The sequence below is a fragment of the Maricaulis sp. genome (assembly GCF_030149515.1).
Lineage (GTDB): Bacteria > Pseudomonadota > Alphaproteobacteria > Caulobacterales > Maricaulaceae > Maricaulis.
In genome coordinates this window covers 19,023-36,254 of sequence record NZ_JASBRI010000012.1, presented here as the reverse complement: position 1 = coordinate 36,254, position 17,232 = coordinate 19,023, and the positions used below count along the sequence as shown (strand labels likewise).

Annotated in this window: 11 protein-coding genes and 1 tRNA gene; 7 read left to right on the top strand and 5 right to left on the bottom strand. The window is 64.5% G+C overall.

Going from position 1 to position 17,232, the window contains the following annotated elements; genetic code table 11:
- Positions 1-18: 18 nt before the first annotated feature.
- The 3 genes from Q1U94_RS04845 to Q1U94_RS04835 form a co-directional block, all read right to left on the bottom strand.
- A complete protein-coding gene (locus Q1U94_RS04845) occupies positions 19-3,390 on the bottom strand; it encodes an autotransporter outer membrane beta-barrel domain-containing protein (RefSeq protein ID WP_300542377.1) in 3,372 nt (1,123 codons plus the stop codon).
- A 170-nt stretch (positions 3,391-3,560) separates the two neighbouring features.
- Positions 3,561-4,964, bottom strand: a complete 1,404-nt coding sequence (gene glnA, locus Q1U94_RS04840; RefSeq protein ID WP_300542376.1) for a type I glutamate--ammonia ligase — start codon at positions 4,962-4,964, stop codon at positions 3,561-3,563.
- 36 nt (positions 4,965-5,000) lie between these two features.
- Entirely contained in the window at positions 5,001-5,339 is a 339-nt protein-coding gene (locus Q1U94_RS04835) for a P-II family nitrogen regulator (protein WP_271186785.1), read from the bottom strand.
- Between the two features lie 131 nt (positions 5,340-5,470).
- Here Q1U94_RS04835 and Q1U94_RS04830 point away from each other — a divergent pair, with 131 nt between their 5' ends.
- The 3 genes from Q1U94_RS04830 (at position 5,471) to Q1U94_RS04820 (ending at position 10,941) form a co-directional block, all read left to right on the top strand.
- A complete protein-coding gene (locus Q1U94_RS04830; protein WP_300542372.1) occupies positions 5,471-6,988 on the top strand; it encodes an NAD(P)H-hydrate dehydratase in 1,518 nt (505 codons plus the stop codon).
- Between the two features lie 72 nt (positions 6,989-7,060).
- Positions 7,061-9,340, top strand: a complete 2,280-nt coding sequence (locus Q1U94_RS04825) for an NADP-dependent malic enzyme (protein ID WP_300542371.1) — start codon at positions 7,061-7,063, stop codon at positions 9,338-9,340.
- A 173-nt stretch (positions 9,341-9,513) separates the two neighbouring features.
- Entirely contained in the window at positions 9,514-10,941 is a 1,428-nt protein-coding gene (locus Q1U94_RS04820) for an MATE family efflux transporter (protein WP_300542370.1), read from the top strand.
- Here Q1U94_RS04820 and Q1U94_RS04815 read toward each other — a convergent pair.
- Both Q1U94_RS04815 and Q1U94_RS04810 read right to left on the bottom strand, forming a co-directional pair.
- Positions 10,938-11,546, bottom strand: coding sequence for a methyltransferase domain-containing protein (locus tag Q1U94_RS04815; protein ID WP_300542368.1), 609 nt, complete (start codon positions 11,544-11,546; stop codon positions 10,938-10,940). The genes Q1U94_RS04820 and Q1U94_RS04815 overlap by 4 nt on opposite strands.
- Before the next feature lie 95 nt (positions 11,547-11,641).
- The gene (locus Q1U94_RS04810; protein ID WP_300542367.1) at positions 11,642-12,961 is read right to left on the bottom strand and encodes a hypothetical protein; all 1,320 of its coding nucleotides are present in this window, start codon (positions 12,959-12,961) and stop codon (positions 11,642-11,644) included.
- Positions 12,962-12,987: 26 nt separating this feature from the next.
- On the opposite strand from Q1U94_RS04810, the gene Q1U94_RS04805 reads away from it, so the two are divergent.
- From Q1U94_RS04805 to clpX, 4 genes are all read left to right on the top strand, one after another.
- Positions 12,988-13,072: transfer RNA gene (locus Q1U94_RS04805), tRNA-Leu, on the top strand.
- 290 nt (positions 13,073-13,362) lie between these two features.
- Positions 13,363-14,910, top strand: a complete 1,548-nt coding sequence (gene tig / locus Q1U94_RS04800; protein WP_300542365.1) for a trigger factor — start codon at positions 13,363-13,365, stop codon at positions 14,908-14,910.
- 185 nt (positions 14,911-15,095) lie between these two features.
- Positions 15,096-15,731 (top strand): ATP-dependent Clp protease proteolytic subunit, encoded by a 636-nt coding sequence (locus Q1U94_RS04795; protein WP_300542363.1) that lies wholly within the window; start codon positions 15,096-15,098, stop codon positions 15,729-15,731.
- A gap of 162 nt (positions 15,732-15,893) precedes the next feature.
- Positions 15,894-17,165, top strand: a complete 1,272-nt coding sequence (gene clpX, locus Q1U94_RS04790; protein ID WP_300542362.1) for an ATP-dependent Clp protease ATP-binding subunit ClpX — start codon at positions 15,894-15,896, stop codon at positions 17,163-17,165.
- Positions 17,166-17,232: the final 67 nt, after the last annotated feature.

Here is a 17,232-nt window from a genome sequence, read left to right as displayed (position 1 = left end):
GACCCGGGAACGCCTGGGCTAGAATACCAAGCGCATCACCAAGCGTGCGGTATGGCGGATGAACTCGTCGCGTACGTCGGCATCATAGTCGAAAGAGAAGGTGGAGTAGCCGGATCCGGCGCTCACGCCGAAGCCGAACAGGAAGCCCGAGCCCGGCAATTGCTGGGACCTCAGGGTGAAGACCTCGTCATAATCGACGAAGCTGGCTTCGGTTTCGGTGATGTCGTTGGAGAACTCGCTGCGATAGCCCAGGCGCACATGCGGCGACCACCAGCTGTCATCGCCATCGAACACCGCGCCGAATGCCATCACCGCGGATCCGTTGAAACTGGTGGTTTCGCGTTCGCCGACAGACAGGTCGATCCCCGTGCCACCACCGGTTTCGGTATAGGATTCCTCGAACAGGCGCAGATAGTCGACCGACAGGGACGGGCGCACATAATAGCGGCCGCCGAATTCGAAATCGCGCGAGAGACGGCCCGAACCGGTGACGTGGTAGCCGGACCATTCGGCGCTGGGAGACGCATCGAATTCGCCTATGAGGACGCGGCGATTGTGCTCGAAACTGTCGTAGCCGGCACCGGCATAGAGATCGAGATTGACCGAGGAGAAGCTCGCGCCGGCATAGGTGCCGATCTGGGCGGTCAGCGCCGACATCGGATCGTCGACGCCGTCGACCTCGGAGATCTCGCTGGCCGAGCCGACGAAGTTGATACCCGCGGCGTAGAACATGCCCAGCGGCCGGTCGAAACCGACGGCAACCCCGATCCCCTGGCCGCGATAGCCCGGACCGAAGGCCGTGCCGGCCCGGTCGGCAAAATAGCCGAATTCCTGGATCCACAGCCCGCCGCTTTCCTCCGGGCTGCGGCGCACCGCTTCCAGCCGGTTGGCCAAGGCCCCGGTGGCGCTGTCATTGCTGGCAAGGGCGAACTGGATGGCGCTGGCGGCGTATTCCGGCAGCAATTGGTTGTAGGCGTTCAGGAAGGCGTCCTGATTGGTCAGGGAGGCCAGCGCGGCGCCCAGCGCCTCATTGTCGGTCCAGGTGTTGAACGCAGTCTCGTAGGCGGCGGCCTGGTTGGCGTTGAGACCCAGCTCGCTCGCCGATTTGCGCTGCAATGTCAGCAGGATGACATTGTCATTGTCCGGATCGGTTTCGAAGGCCGTGTTGTAGAGGAAAGGCGACGGCGAGTCGTTTAGTGTCGCCAGGTCTTCCTCGATCACCAGATTGCCGGCACGGACGAGTTCGAATTCGCCGCCGCCGCCGACCAGGTTGGACAGCGAGACCGACAGGCGGGAACCGGCTTCGAAGACGATGTCGCCGCTGGCTACGATATTGCGCAGGCTGTTGGCTTCGGCATCCACCTGCAGCAGCAGCAGGCTGCCCTCGCCGAAGCGGGCGTCGGAAATTTCCAGGGCGCCGTCATCGACCAGTTCCAGCGTGGCAAAGTCCACCGCGATGGACAGATTGCCGTCGCTGTCGGTGATGGCGCTGGTGACATAGGGAAGGGAGGCGTAGATCTCCTCCTGCGTCATCTCCTCGACAATGCCTTCATCGATGAGACGCTGGATTTCATCGTGTACGGTCCGCCCGTCGATCACGAGTGCGTCCTGGCCGTCGCCGAAGGAGACCGTGCCGGTGATGCGCCCGGCCTCGACCGTCAGCGTGTCGTCACCGCTGCCGAACAGCATGTCGCCGACAACGAAGATATTGGCGTCCAGAACCGTGGGTTCGGTGGTGTCGTCATTGCCGTCGTCGGGCACGGGTTCCCAATACTGGCGGAAATTTGTGCCCGTCGTGTTGGCGCGCGCGTCCAGGGCGACAAGCTCGTAGTCGTCATTGTCCTCCGGCTCGACCAGATTGCCGTCGGCGTCGAGATAGTCGGAGACTTCGGTACGCGAGACGACGATGCGGCCGGTATTGGTGATCGATTCCAGCGTGCCGGAGCGGTCGATGATGCCGTAGGCGCTGCCGCCGTTTCGGCCGGATGCCAGGATCTGGCCCGAATTGACCAGCGATTCCAGCACCGCCTCGTCTTCGATCACCAGCGCAAAGGCGCTGCCGAAAACCGTGGCACCGCTTGCCGAGTTGGAGGTGGAGCTCAGCACGCCCTCATTGGTCAGGACCGGCAGAATGGCCCCGTCGTCCAGATGGATGGCGATGGACGGTGCGGTCACGGTGTCGGCATAGGAGGTTGCCGAAATGCTGCCCGTGTTCAGCAGGCCTTCGCTCAGTGTGGCGGTGAAGAGCCCGCCGGCGCCATTGTCGCTGCCGCCCACGCGAATGCCCGTGGCCGACCGGTCGTTGAGATCGGATGTCGTTGTCACCGAGCCGCGATTGACGAAGGAATATCCCAGCGGGATTTCCGGCAGACTCTCGTCTTCGTCCTCGGTGTTTTCATTGTCCTCGACGGCGGGCTGGATGGCCTCGCCGATCACGATGTCGCCGGTGGCGGCCAGAATCTGCACGGCCGGGGCTTCACCGCGGAAATTGACCGCGCTGGCCCCGGACAGGCCGTTTTCCGCAGTCGGTGCGTCGAACAGGATCCCGCCGGCGATATTCGACCGCACCAGAACGGCGGGCCCGCTCTGCAGCATGTCGTCGTCTTCCAGCGTGGCGAGATAGACGTCGTTGTTCGAATAGCGGGAGAAGCGGTAGCCCGTCGCGTTCACGGTGCCGTGCAGGTAGAAGCCACCGCCGACATCGCCGGCCACATTGACCGCGGTGGAATTGCCGCCGCGCGTGCTGACGCCCGAGGTCACGGCGAGATCGCCGGTCAGGCCGGCGGACAGATCGACGCCGTAGGAGTTGTCGCCCACCACCGAGATCGCGCCATCCAGGCGCATGTCGCCATCAACGCCGGTCAGCACCCGGATGCCGGCCGAATCGTTGCCGGTAACAGTGATCGTGCCGCTGGCGTCCATGATGACATTGCCGACAAAGGCGCCGGTACCATCGATCAGAACGCCGATGCGTTCGCCGCCGATCGCAGTGGGACCGTCCAGATCGGAAAAGCCTTGATCCTCGTCCTCGCCCTCGTCTTCCGGCTGCGTTTCGGAATCGAGCACGATATCGCCGCCGATATTAAGATCGCCGGAATTGCCGCCGACGACATGGATGCCCACGGCGCCGTCGTCGTCGGAGATGATCTCGATTTCGCCGTCCATGGTGACGTCATTGTCGCTGTCCAGCGTCACCGCCGTGCCGGGCGAGGAAAGTACGACGCGGCCATTGCTGGTGATGACGATATTGTCTGCACCGCCGCCGGAGCCTGCTGTGGAGGTTGCCACCGGAGAGGTGATTTCGCTGTCGATCTCGCGGTCGGCAAGGGCGGTCGGGGCCGCAACGGTCAGCGTGACAAGGGCGCTGGCAAACAGAAAACGGCGACGCATACGAACTCCTGACAGGATTTCCCGGGAGGGATTTGCCGAATGGTTGAGGATTTGTAGCGAATGCTTCGCCCCGCGTCGACCGTGGCAGATGCACGAAAGCGCAACGGAAACGGCCGGGCGCTGGGCCCGGCCGTCCGGCGGTCTCGCAATCCTGCCGCCAGGCGTGCTGCCTAGCAGGAGTAATACATGTCGAACTCGACCGGATGCGGGTGCATTTCGAAACGCAGCACCTCTTCCATCTTGAGATCGATATAGGCGTCGATCTGGTCGTCATCCATGACGCCGCCCTTCTTGAGGAAGTCGCGGTCGGCATCGAGCGATTCGAGGGCTTCGCGCAGCGAGCGGCAGACGGTTGGTATGTCCTTGAGCTCTTCCGGCGGCAGGTCGTAGAGATCCTTGTCCATGGCGTCGCCCGGATCGATCTTGTTCTCGATCCCGTCGAGACCGGCCATCAGCAGCGCCGAATAGGTCAGATAGGGATTGCCGGCAGGATCCGGGAAGCGTGTCTCGATACGCTTGGCCTTGGGCGAGGAGACCCACGGAATACGGATCGAGGCGGAACGGTTGCGCGCGGAATAGGCCAGCAGGACCGGCGCTTCGAAGCCCGGCACCAGGCGCTTGTAGGAATTTGTCGAGGCGTTGGCGAAGGCATTGATGGCGCGTGCGTGCTTGATGATGCCGCCGATATAGTGGAGGCAGGTCTCCGACAGGTCGGCATAGCGGTCGCCGGCGAACAGCGGATTGCCGTCCTTCCAGATCGACTGGTGCACGTGCATGCCGGTGCCGTTGTCGTTCCAGACCGGTTTGGGCATGAAGGTCGCGGTCTTGCCGTAGGCGTGGGAGACCATGTGCACCGTATACTTATACAGCTGCATGCGGTCGGCCATCGTTGTGAGCGAGGAGAATTTCATCCCCAGCTCGTGCTGGGACGGCGCCACTTCATGGTGGTGCTTTTCCGGCTCGCAGCCCAGTTCCTCAAGAACGGCCAGCATTTCCGAGCGCATGTCCTGGCCGCTATCGACCGGATTGACCGGGAAATAGCCGCCCTTGATGCCGGGACGGTGGCCCAGATTGCCGCCCTCGAAGTCGCTCGAGGAATTCCAGGGCCCCTCTTCGCTGTCCAGCTTGTAGCCGGTCTCTTCCTGCGAGGCGCGCCACTTGACGTCGTCGAACACGAAGAATTCGGCTTCCGGACCGAAATAGGCGGTGTCGCCGATGCCGGAGGATTTCAGGAAGGCTTCGGCCTTCTTGGCCGTGGTGCGCGGGTCGCGGTTATAGGCCTCGCCCGTACCCGGTTCGAGGATGTCGCAGATCATCACCAGGGTGGGCTGCTGATAGAACGGGTCAAGCGTGGCGTAGTGCGTGTCCGGCTTGAGCACCATGTCGGACTCGTTGATCGCCTTCCAGCCGGCGATCGAGGAGCCGTCGAACATGATCCCGTCCTCGAAAAAGTCCTCGTTCACCTGGGAACGATCGAAGGTGACGTGCTGCCACTTGCCGCGCGGGTCGGTAAAGCGCAGGTCGACATACTGGATGTCTTCGTCCTTGAGTTTCTTCAGGATGGCATCTGACATGGGCCGGGCTCCGGGGTTTTGTCGTCGGTTTCGGTGTTAAAGCGCGTCGCGGCCGGTTTCGCCGGTGCGGATGCGAATGACGCTTTCGATCGGGCTGACGAAAATTTTGCCGTCGCCGATCCGGCCGGTCTGGGCCGCGTTCTGGATCGCCTCGATGGCCGCATCGACCCGGTCGGCCGGCAGCACGAGTTCGATTTTGATCTTGGGCAGGAAGTCGACGACGTATTCGGCGCCGCGATAGAGTTCCGTATGACCTTTCTGCCGCCCGAAACCCTTGGCCTCGATGACGGTGAGCCCCTGCACGCCGATTTCCTGCAGGGCCTCCTTCACGTCGTCGAGCTTGAAGGGCTTTATGATGGCTTCGATTTTCTTCATCACCGACTCCAATGATCTCGCCGCGACGCTAGAGCCGGGCCGAAACGTGACAAGGTTGAAACCGTACTCTCAAACAGCCGGTTCGATAAATGCCTCACAAACGGGCGCCACTGCTACACAATGGAGCGACCATGCACGATGACGTCCTGTCGACCAAGGATTGCGGTGCCTGTGACCGTTATGCCGTTGAAAACGGTGTGGCGTCGCAAGGCCTTATGGACAAGGCGGGGCGTGCGATGGCTGACGCGATTCGCGCTCGCTGGGCACGGCGCCCGGTGCATGTCCTGTGCGGGCCGGGCAATAATGGCGGCGACGGATTCGTGGCGGCCGCGGCCCTGCGCGAGGCGGGCTGGGATGTGCGCGTGGCGCTGCTGGGCGATGCCGGATCTCTCAAGGGCGATGCCGCCTGGGCGCGGGATGCCTGGGGCATGGCGGCCGAACCGGCCGAGCCGGGATTTCTCGAAGGGGCCGGGCTGATCGTGGACGCCCTGTTCGGCGCCGGGCTCAGCCGTCCGCTGGACGGGCCTGCCGCCGCCCTGGCGGATGCAATGACCAGGGCGGGAGTTCCGGTCATCGCGGCGGACCTGCCATCGGGACTTCCCGGAGACGGCACCGCGAAAGCCGGTCCCGTGGCCCCGGCGACGCTGACCGTCACCTTCCACGCGCGCAAACCGGCTCATGTGCTCGATCCGGCGGCATCCCTGTGCGGCGAGGTGGTTGTGGCCGATATCGGCATTCCCGGCGGCTGGCGCTCGGTCGTAACACCCGTGGCGGCCGTGAACACGCCGGCCGGCTGGCTGGCAGGCCTGCCGGTGGAGCGCAGGGACGATCACAAACACGCACGCGGCCGGTTGGCGGTGTTCACCGGCGGGGTCTCCTCGACCGGGGCGGCGCGCCTGGCCGCGCGGGCGGGGCTGCGCATGGGGGCCGGGCTGGTAACGCTGGTCAGCCCGCCGGAGGCGTTGCTGGTCAATGCCGCCGCCTCGACGGCCGTCATGGTGCGGCGCTGGGCTGACGCGCCCGAGGCCGGGCCGGTGCTGGCCGAACTGCGTGCGGATGCCGCAGTTTTGGGGCCGGCGCTGGGCGTGGGGGAGGCGGCGCGTGAGGCCGTCCGCAGCGCGGCCGGGCAGGGCGCCGCGCTGGTGCTCGACGCCGACGCCCTGACCAGTTTCGAAGACGATCCGGCGGTTCTGTTCAGCCTCCTTCGCACCGGCGATGTGCTGACGCCGCACGAGGGCGAGTTTCGCCGCCTGTTCCCCGATCTGGGTCCGGAGAGCGGCAACAGGATCGAGCGCACCCGCCGGGCCGCGGAGCGGGCCGGCTGCATCGTCCTGCTCAAGGGGCCGGACACGGTCGTGGCCGCGCCCGGCCACACGCCCGCGGTCAACCGGCATGCCTCGCCGGCCCTGGCGACAGCGGGCAGCGGGGATGTGCTGGCCGGCATGATCGGCGGCCTTCTGGTGCGCGGCATGCCGGCCGTCCAGGCCGCCTGTGCTGCGGCCTGGCTGCATGGCGATGCCGGGCGGCGCCTGGGCCCGGGGCTGATCGCCGAGGACCTGCCGGAAATCCTGCCGGAATGCCTGCACGATCTCGCCCGCGCACAACGCCGCCGGGCCGCCGCGAGCCATCTGCTGGAGCATAAGAGCTAGGCGCTTGCCGGGGCTTGGCTACCGCGGCGGCGCGGTCCATGTTCGCCTCCCACCCTCGACCGGACGACCCCCATGCCTTCTGAATCCACTGTTCGCCCCAACGATCAGATCGACGCCGACGCACTCGCCTTTCACATGAAACCCGTGCCGGGCAAGCTCGGCGTCGCGCCGACCAAGCCCATGGCCACCCAGCGCGATCTCGCCCTGGCCTATTCGCCAGGCGTGGCCGCGCCGGTACGGGCGATCGCGGAAAACCCGGAAACGGTCTACGACTACACCTCCAAGGGTAATATGGTCGCGGTCGTGTCCAACGGCACCGCGATCCTGGGACTGGGCAATCTGGGGGCGGCGGCCTCCAAGCCGGTAATGGAAGGCAAGGCGGTGCTGTTCAAGCGCTTTGCCGATATCGATGCGGTCGATGTCGAGGTCGACTACACCGATCCCGACAAGTTCATCGAATGCGTGCGCGGATTCGGCAATACGTTCGGCGGCATCAATCTGGAAGACATCAAGGCGCCGGAATGCTTCGAGATCGAAACACGCCTGCGCGAAGAGCTGGACATTCCGGTCTTTCACGACGACCAGCACGGCACGGCGATCATCGCCGCGGCGGGCCTGATCAATGCCTGCGATCTGACGGGACGAAGGTTCGAGGATCTGAAGGTCGTTCTGTGCGGGGCCGGGGCGGCGGGCCTGTCCGTGCTCGAACTGATCGAGTCGATGGGCGTGAAGCCGGAAAACACTACCGTCGTCGATATCGACGGCGTGGTCTATACCGGCCGGCCGGGCGGGCATGAACGCCTGATGAAGCACGCCATCGACACGGACAAGCGCACCCTGGCCGAGGCCGCCGAAGGCGCCGATGTCCTGCTGGGCCTGTCGGCAGCGGGCGTCTTCACCAGGGAAATCGTCGCCTCGCTGGCGCCCAATCCCATTATCTTCGCCATGGCCAATCCCACCCCGGAAATCACACCGGAGGAGGTGGCCGAGGTGCGCGACGACGTGATCATGGCGACGGGACGTTCGGACTATCCCAACCAGGTCAATAATGTGCTGGGTTTTCCCTACATTTTCCGCGGGGCTCTGGACGTGCGGGCGCGCACGATCAACGAGGAGATGAAGATCGCGGCGGCCCAGGCACTTGCGGCGCTGGCGCGCGAGGACGTGCCCGACGAGGTGGCCAGGGCCTACCGGGTGGAGCGCCTGCAATATGGCCGCGACTACATCATTCCCACGCCGTTCGATCCGCGGCTGATCTCCTGGGTGCCGCCCTTCGTCGCCCAGGCAGCGATCGATACCGGCGTCGCCCGCCGGCCGATTTCCGAACAGGACAACTACAAGCAGGTGCTGGCGCGACGGCTCGATCCGACGGCGGCACTGCAGCAGCGCATTTCCGCTTCCATCCGGGCCGAGCCGAAGACCATCGTCTTTGCCGAGGGTGAGGAGCCGGCCGTGATCCGGGCGGCCTATGCCTTCCAGACCCAGGGTCTGGGTAAGCCGGTCCTGGTGGCGCGCGAGGATGTGGTCGAGGCCAACATGAAGGAGCTCGGCATTCCCAAGGGGACGCTGGAGGTCTGCAATGCGCGCCTGTCCGAATACAATGCCGACTATTCCGACTATCTCTACGAACGCTTGCAGCGGAAGGGCTATCTGCGCCGCGACGTGCAACGCCGGGTCAATAATGACCGCAATGTCTTCTCTGCCTGCATGCTGAAAATGGGCCATGCCGACGGCATGGTGACCGGGGTGACGCGTCACTCCAATGTCGTCATGAACGATGTCGAACTGGTGCTGGATCCGGTGGAGGGCAGCCGTACCGTCGGCGTCACAGCCGCTGTGACGCGCGGGCGCACCCTGATCATCGGCGATGTGTCGGTAACCGAGTTCCCCGATGCCCAGGCGCTGTCCGAAATCGCCATCGCCACGGCCAACGCCGCCAAACGGCTCGGCCTGACGCCGCACCTGGCCTTCTTGTCCTATTCTTCCTTCGGCAATCCGCCGGGCGAGCGCACGACGAAGGTCCAGGATGCGGTCAGCCGGCTCGATGCGCTGGGCGTGGATTTCGAATACGAGGGCGAAATGGCGGCGGACGTCGCGCTCGACCCGGATCATCACCAGCTCTATCCGTTCTCGCGCCTGACCCAGCCGGCAAATGTGCTGATCATGCCGGCCGTCCACTCAGCGTCGATCGCGGTGCGGCTCCTCAAGGCGGCCGGCGGGGCGACGGTGATCGGGCCGATGCTTGTGGGGCTGGAAAAACCGGTCCAGATCGCCCGTCTGGGGGCCTCGGTCAGCGATATCGTCAACCTGGCCGGCATTGCAGCCTACGATCTCAACGCACCAGCCGCCTGATCGCGGATCGGTGCAGAGCTGTCATACGCAGACTGGCGGGCGACAGGCGAGCCGGCCTGTCCTAGGTCTGAGGGTGGATCGCAGCCGCCTCACACCGAATTGACGGCATTGTGCTGCAGACAGGCTGCGGCCTTCCTATCTAAGGTCGACGCCGACCAAGCGAGGGGATTTTCATGGCCGGACGGTCTGCACGCGATATGACGGAAGGTCCGGTCTTCGGGCACATCCTGCGAATGCTGATGCCGATGAGTTTCGGCATTCTGGCGATGATGCTGGTCGGGATCATCGACACCTATTGGGTGGGTACGCTGGGCACGGCCCAGCAGGCGGCCGTGCAGATGAGTTTCCCGGTCACCATGCTGGTGATGAGTGTCTCGATCGGCCTGGGCGCCGGATCGGTATCCGCCGTCTCGCGGGCCGCCGGCCGCAAGGACAGTTCCTCCATCCCGCGTATCTCCACCGATGCGATGATGCTGGCGATCCTGCTGGTCGGTGCGGTGTCGGTTGTCGGCATTCTCAATGTAGAGACCCTGTTCCGCGCGCTCGGCGCCAGCGACAGCATGATGCCGCATCTGGTGGACTACATGACGGTCTGGTTTGCCGGTATCGTGCTGATCGTCGGACCGATGGTGGCGGGCAATATCCTGCGCGCCCTGGGCAATGCCGTCATTCCCTCGGTGATGATGATGGCGGCGGCGGCCGTGAATCTGGTGCTCGACCCGATCTTCATTCTCGACGATGTGTTCGGCCTGTTTCCGGGCCTGGGCTGGGGCGTGTCGGGGGCGGCGCTGGCCACCGTGGCCGCCAATGGCTGCACGTTCCTGATGGTGCTCTGGTATCTCGTCGTCCGGGAAAAGCTGATCGATTTCAACTGGGAGGACTTCGGCGAAGTCTGGCATCACTGGCTGGATATCGCCCGGGTGGGCATCCCCGCCTGTATCTCCAACATCTTCAATCCCGTCGCCATGACCGTGGCCATGTCGGGACTGGCCATGGCGCGCTTCGGCGATGCTGCGGTCGGCGGGCTGGGCGTGGCGGGCCGGATCGAGGCCTTCGCCATCGTGCCGCTGTTTGCGCTGTCGGCCTGCATCGGCGCTGTGACCGGCCAGAATGGCGGTGCCGACCGGCTCGACCGGGTGCGCCAGGCCTTCCGCTCCTCCTTCCTGTTCTGCATCGGCTGGGGCCTGGCCGTGGCGGCGGTGCTGTGGATCGGCGCGGACTGGTTCGCCGCCGCCTTCCTGCCGTCCGAGGCCGGCCAGGCCACCGCGGTCACCTACTGGCGCGTCGTCTCGCTGACCATCGCCGGTTATGGCATCACGATTGCGGCGAGTGCGGGTTTCAACGGTCTGGGCCGTCCGGCCCACGGCATGGCGATTACCGCCGGCCGGGCCCTCGGCCTGATGGTACCGCTGGTCCTGGCGGGATCCTTCCTGTTCGACACGCCGCTAGGTGTGATCGGCGGAATCGCCGCGGCCAACCTGCTCTCGGGCACGCTGGCCGCGATCTTCGTACTCACCCGCGCCCCCATGACGGCCAAGCACGGCAAGCAGCGCCGCCGCAAACAGACCCCGCTTGCGGATGCGGCGGAGGATCCGGCCTAGCGGCGGACCAGAATGCCGCCGAGCTCCGGCTTGCCGCCCAGGCTGGGGTGCGGGTAGGGGATGAAGCGGTTGTCGTCCGGCCAGATCCAGCGTTCGGCCGGAAACAGGATCCGCATCGCCTCCAGAGAGCAGCCATAGGGCGGCCCGCCTTTCTCCTCCTTTTGCATGAAGAGGGCGAGCAGATGTCCGCCTGGCTTCAGCCAGTCGAAGACGGCATGTTCATAGGCCTCGCGCAGGCGGGGCGGGATGGCGCACAGGAAGGTCTGCTCGTAGACGAGATCGGCCGGCGCTTCGGGCCGCCAGGCCAGGACATCGCCTTCGATCAGCGTGGCCGTCGCTCCGGCCTCGGCCAGCTGGGTTCTTTGCCACGCAATTGCAGTGGGTGAAATGTCGGCACCGGTTGCGGCAAGCCCCATGCGGGCGAAATGCCCGAGCTCCGGCGCGCGTCCGCATCCGGGTATGATGACGCTGCAGCCGGCGGCGAGTTCGCCTGCCTGTGTCCAGTCGGCAACGGCCGGATGCAGGTCCGGGCGTTCCCAGGGCGTGTCGTCGTCGCGAAACCGGGTGTCCCAGTCGAAGGCGGTGCGTTCGGGCGTCTCGTTCATCTGCCCATATCGGCGCGCTTCCGGCCGGGCGTCCAGAGCATTTTCAGCAGCGGCGGGAACCGTTCTATGGTTCGAAAGCGCTATCGTTCAATAGCTTATGCCGATTTCTGCATCCTGTAGATGTCCATCATCGACAACGCCTGCATCGGCGCGGGCGTTTGCCGGTCCGCCACGACGGTTTGGCCGGAGAAGAAGCGGATGCCGCAGGCCATGGCCTCCTTGAGCACATAAATGTCGCGCACATCCTGCAGACAAGTGGCGCCGCCGCGGGCCTGGGCGGTCCTGACCAGCGCGCTGAGCGCTGCCTTGTCGTGATCCAGCAGGCCTTCGGAATTGAGGTTGGCGGGCGGCCGGCAGCGGCAGCCGAACAGCTGGATATCAAGGTCGTCGAAAGCCGACAGGTCGGTCTCGCCGAACGGAATTTCCGCCACCAGGCTGACCCCCGTCTCACCCAGTTCGCGCAGGGCTTCGGCCGTGGCCGGCAGATCGCCGGCCAGGCCGTCGAAACGGACCAGGAAGGCGGAGCGCACGCCATCTGGTAACCGGTTGAACCGGCCGAGAATGGTGTCGCGCTCGGTCTTTTCGGCCCAGGTTTCGGCGTGAATGGTCAGGCAGATCTGGGTCGGCTTCTGCGCGCGGACCGCCCGCATCAGGGCATCAAATCCCGCCGTCTGGGCGATGTGATCCAGTTCGGCATAGGTGACCGGGGCCATGCGTGTCTCGATGACGCGCCGGCCGTCCAGCGCCCGTCCGCCGACCGTCACCTTGGTGTGGCAGGCATTCGCCGCGATCGCGTGTTTCTGGGCGTCCCAGACCGGCCGGAAGAAGGGAATGCGGGCACCATCCCTGGACGGGTCGGTCTCGGCCGGAGCCGGTCGCGGGGCATGCCGGCGCTCCACATCGGTCTCGCCGGTTGAGACGGTCCGGGCCAGGTTCTCGGCTTCCTCTGCCTTTGCCGTGCGGACGGACGTCTCGACGGCCATCGCCTCGAGGTCCGCCGCCCCGAGAAAGAAGTCGCGCAGTTTTGCGCCGATTGCATCGAGCCGGGCCGCCTTGTCCTCGCAGGTGTCGGCCATAAGCACCAGGAAACCGTCGCCGCACGGCATGACGATGTCATTCGGGCCGGCATGGCGGGCGATTAGCTGGCTGCCAGCCGTGAATACGCGGCTTTTGAGCCTGGGCCAGTTGTCGCCGGCCGCCGTGCGGATCTCGCTGAGGCCGAGGAGTTTGAACTGGCCGATATCGATATCGGCCCGCCCGGCAAGCAGGGTCTTCAGTTTCGATTTGAAATCCTGGCTCATCGGCCCCGATGCCCGCACACGGCTAACTATCACCGACCATTCTGTGCCGCAGACCCTTAATGCGCCATTGAGCTTGTCCGAGGCGCCGGCGGCTTGCACGCGGACAAGGTGCATGCGATGACCCCACCGCCTGTTCACATGCGGATGTGGCGGAACTGGTAGACGCGCTGGATTTAGGTTCCAGTGGGGCAACCCGTGGAGGTTCGAGTCCTCTCATCCGCACCATTCGTAGTCGGTCTGCCGGAGGCAGAAAATCGATCCAGTGAATCGATTTTGGACGGAGAATGCCCCGGCGGGGCCTTCGCCCCTGGTGCGTATCCGGGGCGAAGCGGTCGCTGCTTCGACGCCTTTGCACCGGGGGCGGGCCGGCACGCACCGGGCCTGCCGTCTCGCTGCAATCCGCACCCGCCAGCGGCGTCGCAGCGTTGCACGGGGCGAATCCCCATGACATAACGCGCGCTCGATTTTGCTCGCGGATATGCTCCGCCCCAAAAACAGAACTCTAAGGCCAACCCATGAACGTCATCGAGAAATCCTCCGAAGGCTTGAGCCGCACTTTCGAGATCGTCTTTCCCAAGGACGATCTGCAAGCTCGCCTGGATGCGAAGATCGAGGAGATCCGTCCGGAAGTCCGCCTGAAGGGCTTCCGCCCGGGCAAGGTGCCCGCCAGCCACATCCGCAAGATGTTCGGCGAAAGCATCATGGGCGACCTGCTGAACGAACTCGTGCCGGACACCACCCAGAAGACCCTCGACGAGAAGAAAATCCGCCCGGCCTCCCAGCCTGACGTCAAGGTGACGAGCGAAGCCCAGGACGTGATGGCCGGCAAGGCCGACTTCTCCTTCGAGATTTCGCTGGAAGTGATGCCGGAATTCGAACCCGCCGACCCGGCCAAGCTGAAGGTCGAGCGTCCGGTGGCCGATGTCGAGGACGACGAGATCAACGAGGCGCTGGAGCGCCTGGCCAGTGAGAACCGCGAATTCTCGGCCAAGAAGGGCGGCAAGAACGCCAAGGCGGAAGAGGGCGATGTCGTGGTCGTGGATTTCGTCGGCAAGATCGACGGCGAGGCCTTCGAGGGCGGTGCCGCCGAGGATGCCCGCGTCGCCATTGGCGACGGTGCCTTCATTCCGGGTTTCGAGGAGCAGCTGGTCGGTGCCAAGACCGGCGAGGAGCGCGTGCTCAAGGTAACCTTCCCCGACCAGTACCAGGCCCAGCACCTGGCGGGCAAGGAAGCCGAGTTCGATGTGACCGTGAAGGCCATCGAGGCCCCGGGCGAAGCCAAGATCGACGACGAGCTGGCCAAGCGCCTGGGCCTGGAGGATCTCGACGGTCTGAAGGATGCGCTGAAGAAGAATTTCGAACGCGAGCATGCCCAGCAGTCCCGCCTGAAGGTGAAGCGTGCGCTGCTCGACGAGCTCGATGCCCAGCACACCTTCGATCTGCCGCCGAAAATGGTCGAGGCCGAGTTCGAGAATATCTGGCGCGAAGTCTCCCATGCGATCGAGCACGATCACCTGGAAGAGGAAGACAAGGGCAAGTCGGAAGACGAGCTCAAGGCCGAGTATCGCGGCATTGCCGAGCGCCGGGTGCGCCTGGGCCTGGTCCTCGCCGAGATTGGCCGCCGCAACAATATCGACGTGACCCAGGAAGAGCTCTCCCGCGCCATCAACCAGGAAGCCGTGCGCTATCCGGGCCAGGAGCGCCAGGTCGTCGAATTCTACCAGAAGAAACCGCAGGCCGTGGCCCAGCTGCGCGCGCCGCTCTATGAGGAAAAGGTCGTCGACTACATCCTCGAACTGGCCGATGTGAGCGAAAAGAGCGTGTCCAAGGAAACGCTCTACGCCGAGGAGGACGAAGCTCCGGCGCCGGCCAAGAAGAAAGCTCCGGCCAAGAAGAAGGCACCGGCCAAGAAGGCGGCGGCCAAGGCCGGGAACGGCGAGAAGAAGCCGGCCGCCAAGAAAGCCCCCGCGAAGAAGACCGCCGCCAAGGCGGACGGGGACAAGCCGGCGGCCAAGAAGAAGGCTCCTGCCAAGAAAAAGGCAGCGGCCAATAAGGACGCCTGATACTTCGGTCTGATCGGACAGCAGAACGCCGGTGTTTCAGCACCGGCGTTTTTGTTTTTGCCGGGTATTCGCAGGCGAGTGTGCAGGTGGTGCCTTGCACGCCGGTGCGAGCGCCGCAATATTTGGTCCATCCCGTCTGAAGAGAATCGGCGCCAGCCGGCGGCCGAAATCCCAAGGAGCGCGACATGTATGATCCCCAGGACGTGGCGATGAATCTGGTTCCGATCGTCGTCGAGCAGACCAGCCGGGGCGAACGCTCCTTCGATATCTATTCGCGCCTCCTCAAGGAGCGCATCATTTTCGTGACCGGTCCCATCGAGGATCACATGGCGAGCCTGATCGTGGCCCAGCTCCTCTTCCTGGAGTCGGAGAACCCGAAGAAGGAAATCTCCATGTACATCAATTCGCCCGGCGGTGTGGTCTCGGCGGGGCTGGCGATCTACGACACGATGCAGTACATCCGCTCGCCGGTTTCCACGATCTGTCTGGGCATGGCGGCGTCGATGGGCTCGCTGCTGCTGACTGCGGGCGAGAAGGACATGCGCTTCGCTACACCGAATGCGCGCATCATGGTGCACCAGCCTTCCGGGGGTTTCCGCGGCCAGGCCTCGGATATCGAGCGTCATGCGGCGGATATCCAGAAGATCAAGCGGCGGCTGAACGAGATCTATGTGCATCACACCGGCCGCAAGTATGACGAGGTGGAAACCGCGCTCGACCGCGACAACTTCATGTCGGCGGAGGAAGGCAAGGAGTTCGGGCTGATCGACCAGGTGATCGAACACAGGACGGGCGGTGAAAAGGAAGGATCTGACGGCTAGGTTCTGGCCGGGACGCGGTCTGGATGGTTGATCCCGACTGCATCTCTGTGATCGAATGACCACCGTCGGAAACCTTTCGCTAAAGTTCGGCCTTGATTTTGCACGAGGCTGAAGGCGAAAGCGGGCATTATGGAAATGCCTGCGGGTTGAATTGGAGCTGTCATGAGTAAGACGACGGGCGGAGACGGCGAGTCGAAGAACACCCTCTACTGCTCTTTCTGCGGGAAGAGCCAGCACGAGGTGCGCAAGCTGATTGCCGGGCCCACCGTGTTCATCTGCGATGAATGCGTCGAACTCTGCATGGACATCATCCGTGAGGAGAACAAGTCCTCCCTGGTCAAATCCAAGGAGGGGGTTCCCACGCCGCAGGAAATCTTCGGTGTCCTCAACGACTATGTCATCGGCCAGGCCCATGCCAAGCGCGTGCTGGCCGTGGCGGTGCACAATCACTACAAGCGCCTCAACCACGCCTCCCAGAACGCGGATGTGGAACTGGCCAAGTCGAACATCCTGCTGATCGGTCCGACAGGGTGCGGCAAGACGCTTCTGGCCCAGACGCTGGCGCGCATTCTCGACGTGCCCTTCACCATGGCCGATGCGACGACGCTGACCGAAGCGGGTTATGTGGGCGAGGATGTCGAGAATATCGTCCTGAAACTGCTGCAGTCGGCCGACTACAATGTCGAGCGGGCCCAGCGCGGCATTGTCTATATCGACGAGATCGACAAGATTTCCCGCAAGTCCGACAATCCGTCCATAACGCGCGACGTGTCGGGCGAGGGCGTGCAGCAGGCCCTGCTGAAAATCATGGAAGGCACCGTCGCATCGGTGCCGCCGCAGGGCGGGCGCAAGCATCCCCAGCAGGAATTCCTGCAGGTCGACACGACCAATATCCTCTTCGTCGTCGGCGGTGCGTTTGCCGGTCTCGACAAGGTCATCTCCCAGCGCGGCCAGGGCTCGGCCATCGGTTTCGGGGCCGATGTGCGCGAACCGGATGCCCGCCGCACCGGCGAGATCCTGCGCGAAGTGGAGCCGGATGACCTGCTGCGCTTCGGCCTGATCCCGGAATTCGTCGGCCGCCTGCCGGTCATCGCGACGCTGGAAGATCTCGACGAGGACGCCCTGGTGCAGATCCTGACCGAGCCGAAGAACGCGCTGGTAAAACAGTATCAGCGCCTGTTCGAGATGGAGGGGGTCGGCCTCACCTTTACCGAAGATGCGCTCAAGGCGGTCTCCCACAAGGCCATCGCCCGCAAGACCGGTGCGCGCGGCCTGCGCTCGATCATGGAAGGCATCCTCCTGGAGACGATGTTCGACCTGCCGGGTCTGGAAGGCGTGGAGGAGATTGTGGTCAATGGTGAAGTGGTTGAAGGCAATGCCAAACCGCTCTTCATCTACGCCGAGCGCAAGGACGACAAGCGCACGGGCGCTTGATTTCGGCCCTGGCGATCGCCACTTTCTGATCCAGACGGGTTGCGCCGGAGGCCGATAGCCGGCTCCG

Bases quoted from the DNA above. Each gene is read 5' to 3' on its own strand.
- glnA (WP_300542376.1), bottom strand. From the start codon at position 4,964: ATGTCAGATGCCATCCTGAAGAAACTCAAGGACGAAGACATCCAGTAT.
- Q1U94_RS04810 (WP_300542367.1), bottom strand. From the start codon at position 12,961: ATGCACCTTGTCCGCGTGCAAGCCGCCGGCGCCTCGGACAAGCTCAAT.
- Q1U94_RS04835 (WP_271186785.1), bottom strand. From the start codon at position 5,339: ATGAAGAAAATCGAAGCCATCATAAAGCCCTTCAAGCTCGACGACGTG.
- Q1U94_RS04825 (WP_300542371.1), top strand. From the start codon at position 7,061: ATGCCTTCTGAATCCACTGTTCGCCCCAACGATCAGATCGACGCCGAC.
- Q1U94_RS04845 (WP_300542377.1), bottom strand. From the start codon at position 3,390: ATGCGTCGCCGTTTTCTGTTTGCCAGCGCCCTTGTCACGCTGACCGTT.
- Q1U94_RS04830 (WP_300542372.1), top strand. From the start codon at position 5,471: ATGCACGATGACGTCCTGTCGACCAAGGATTGCGGTGCCTGTGACCGT.
- Q1U94_RS04815 (WP_300542368.1), bottom strand. From the start codon at position 11,546: ATGAACGAGACGCCCGAACGCACCGCCTTCGACTGGGACACCCGGTTT.
- Q1U94_RS04795 (WP_300542363.1), top strand. From the start codon at position 15,096: ATGTATGATCCCCAGGACGTGGCGATGAATCTGGTTCCGATCGTCGTC.
- Q1U94_RS04820 (WP_300542370.1), top strand. From the start codon at position 9,514: ATGGCCGGACGGTCTGCACGCGATATGACGGAAGGTCCGGTCTTCGGG.
- tig (WP_300542365.1), top strand. From the start codon at position 13,363: ATGAACGTCATCGAGAAATCCTCCGAAGGCTTGAGCCGCACTTTCGAG.
- clpX (WP_300542362.1), top strand. From the start codon at position 15,894: ATGAGTAAGACGACGGGCGGAGACGGCGAGTCGAAGAACACCCTCTAC.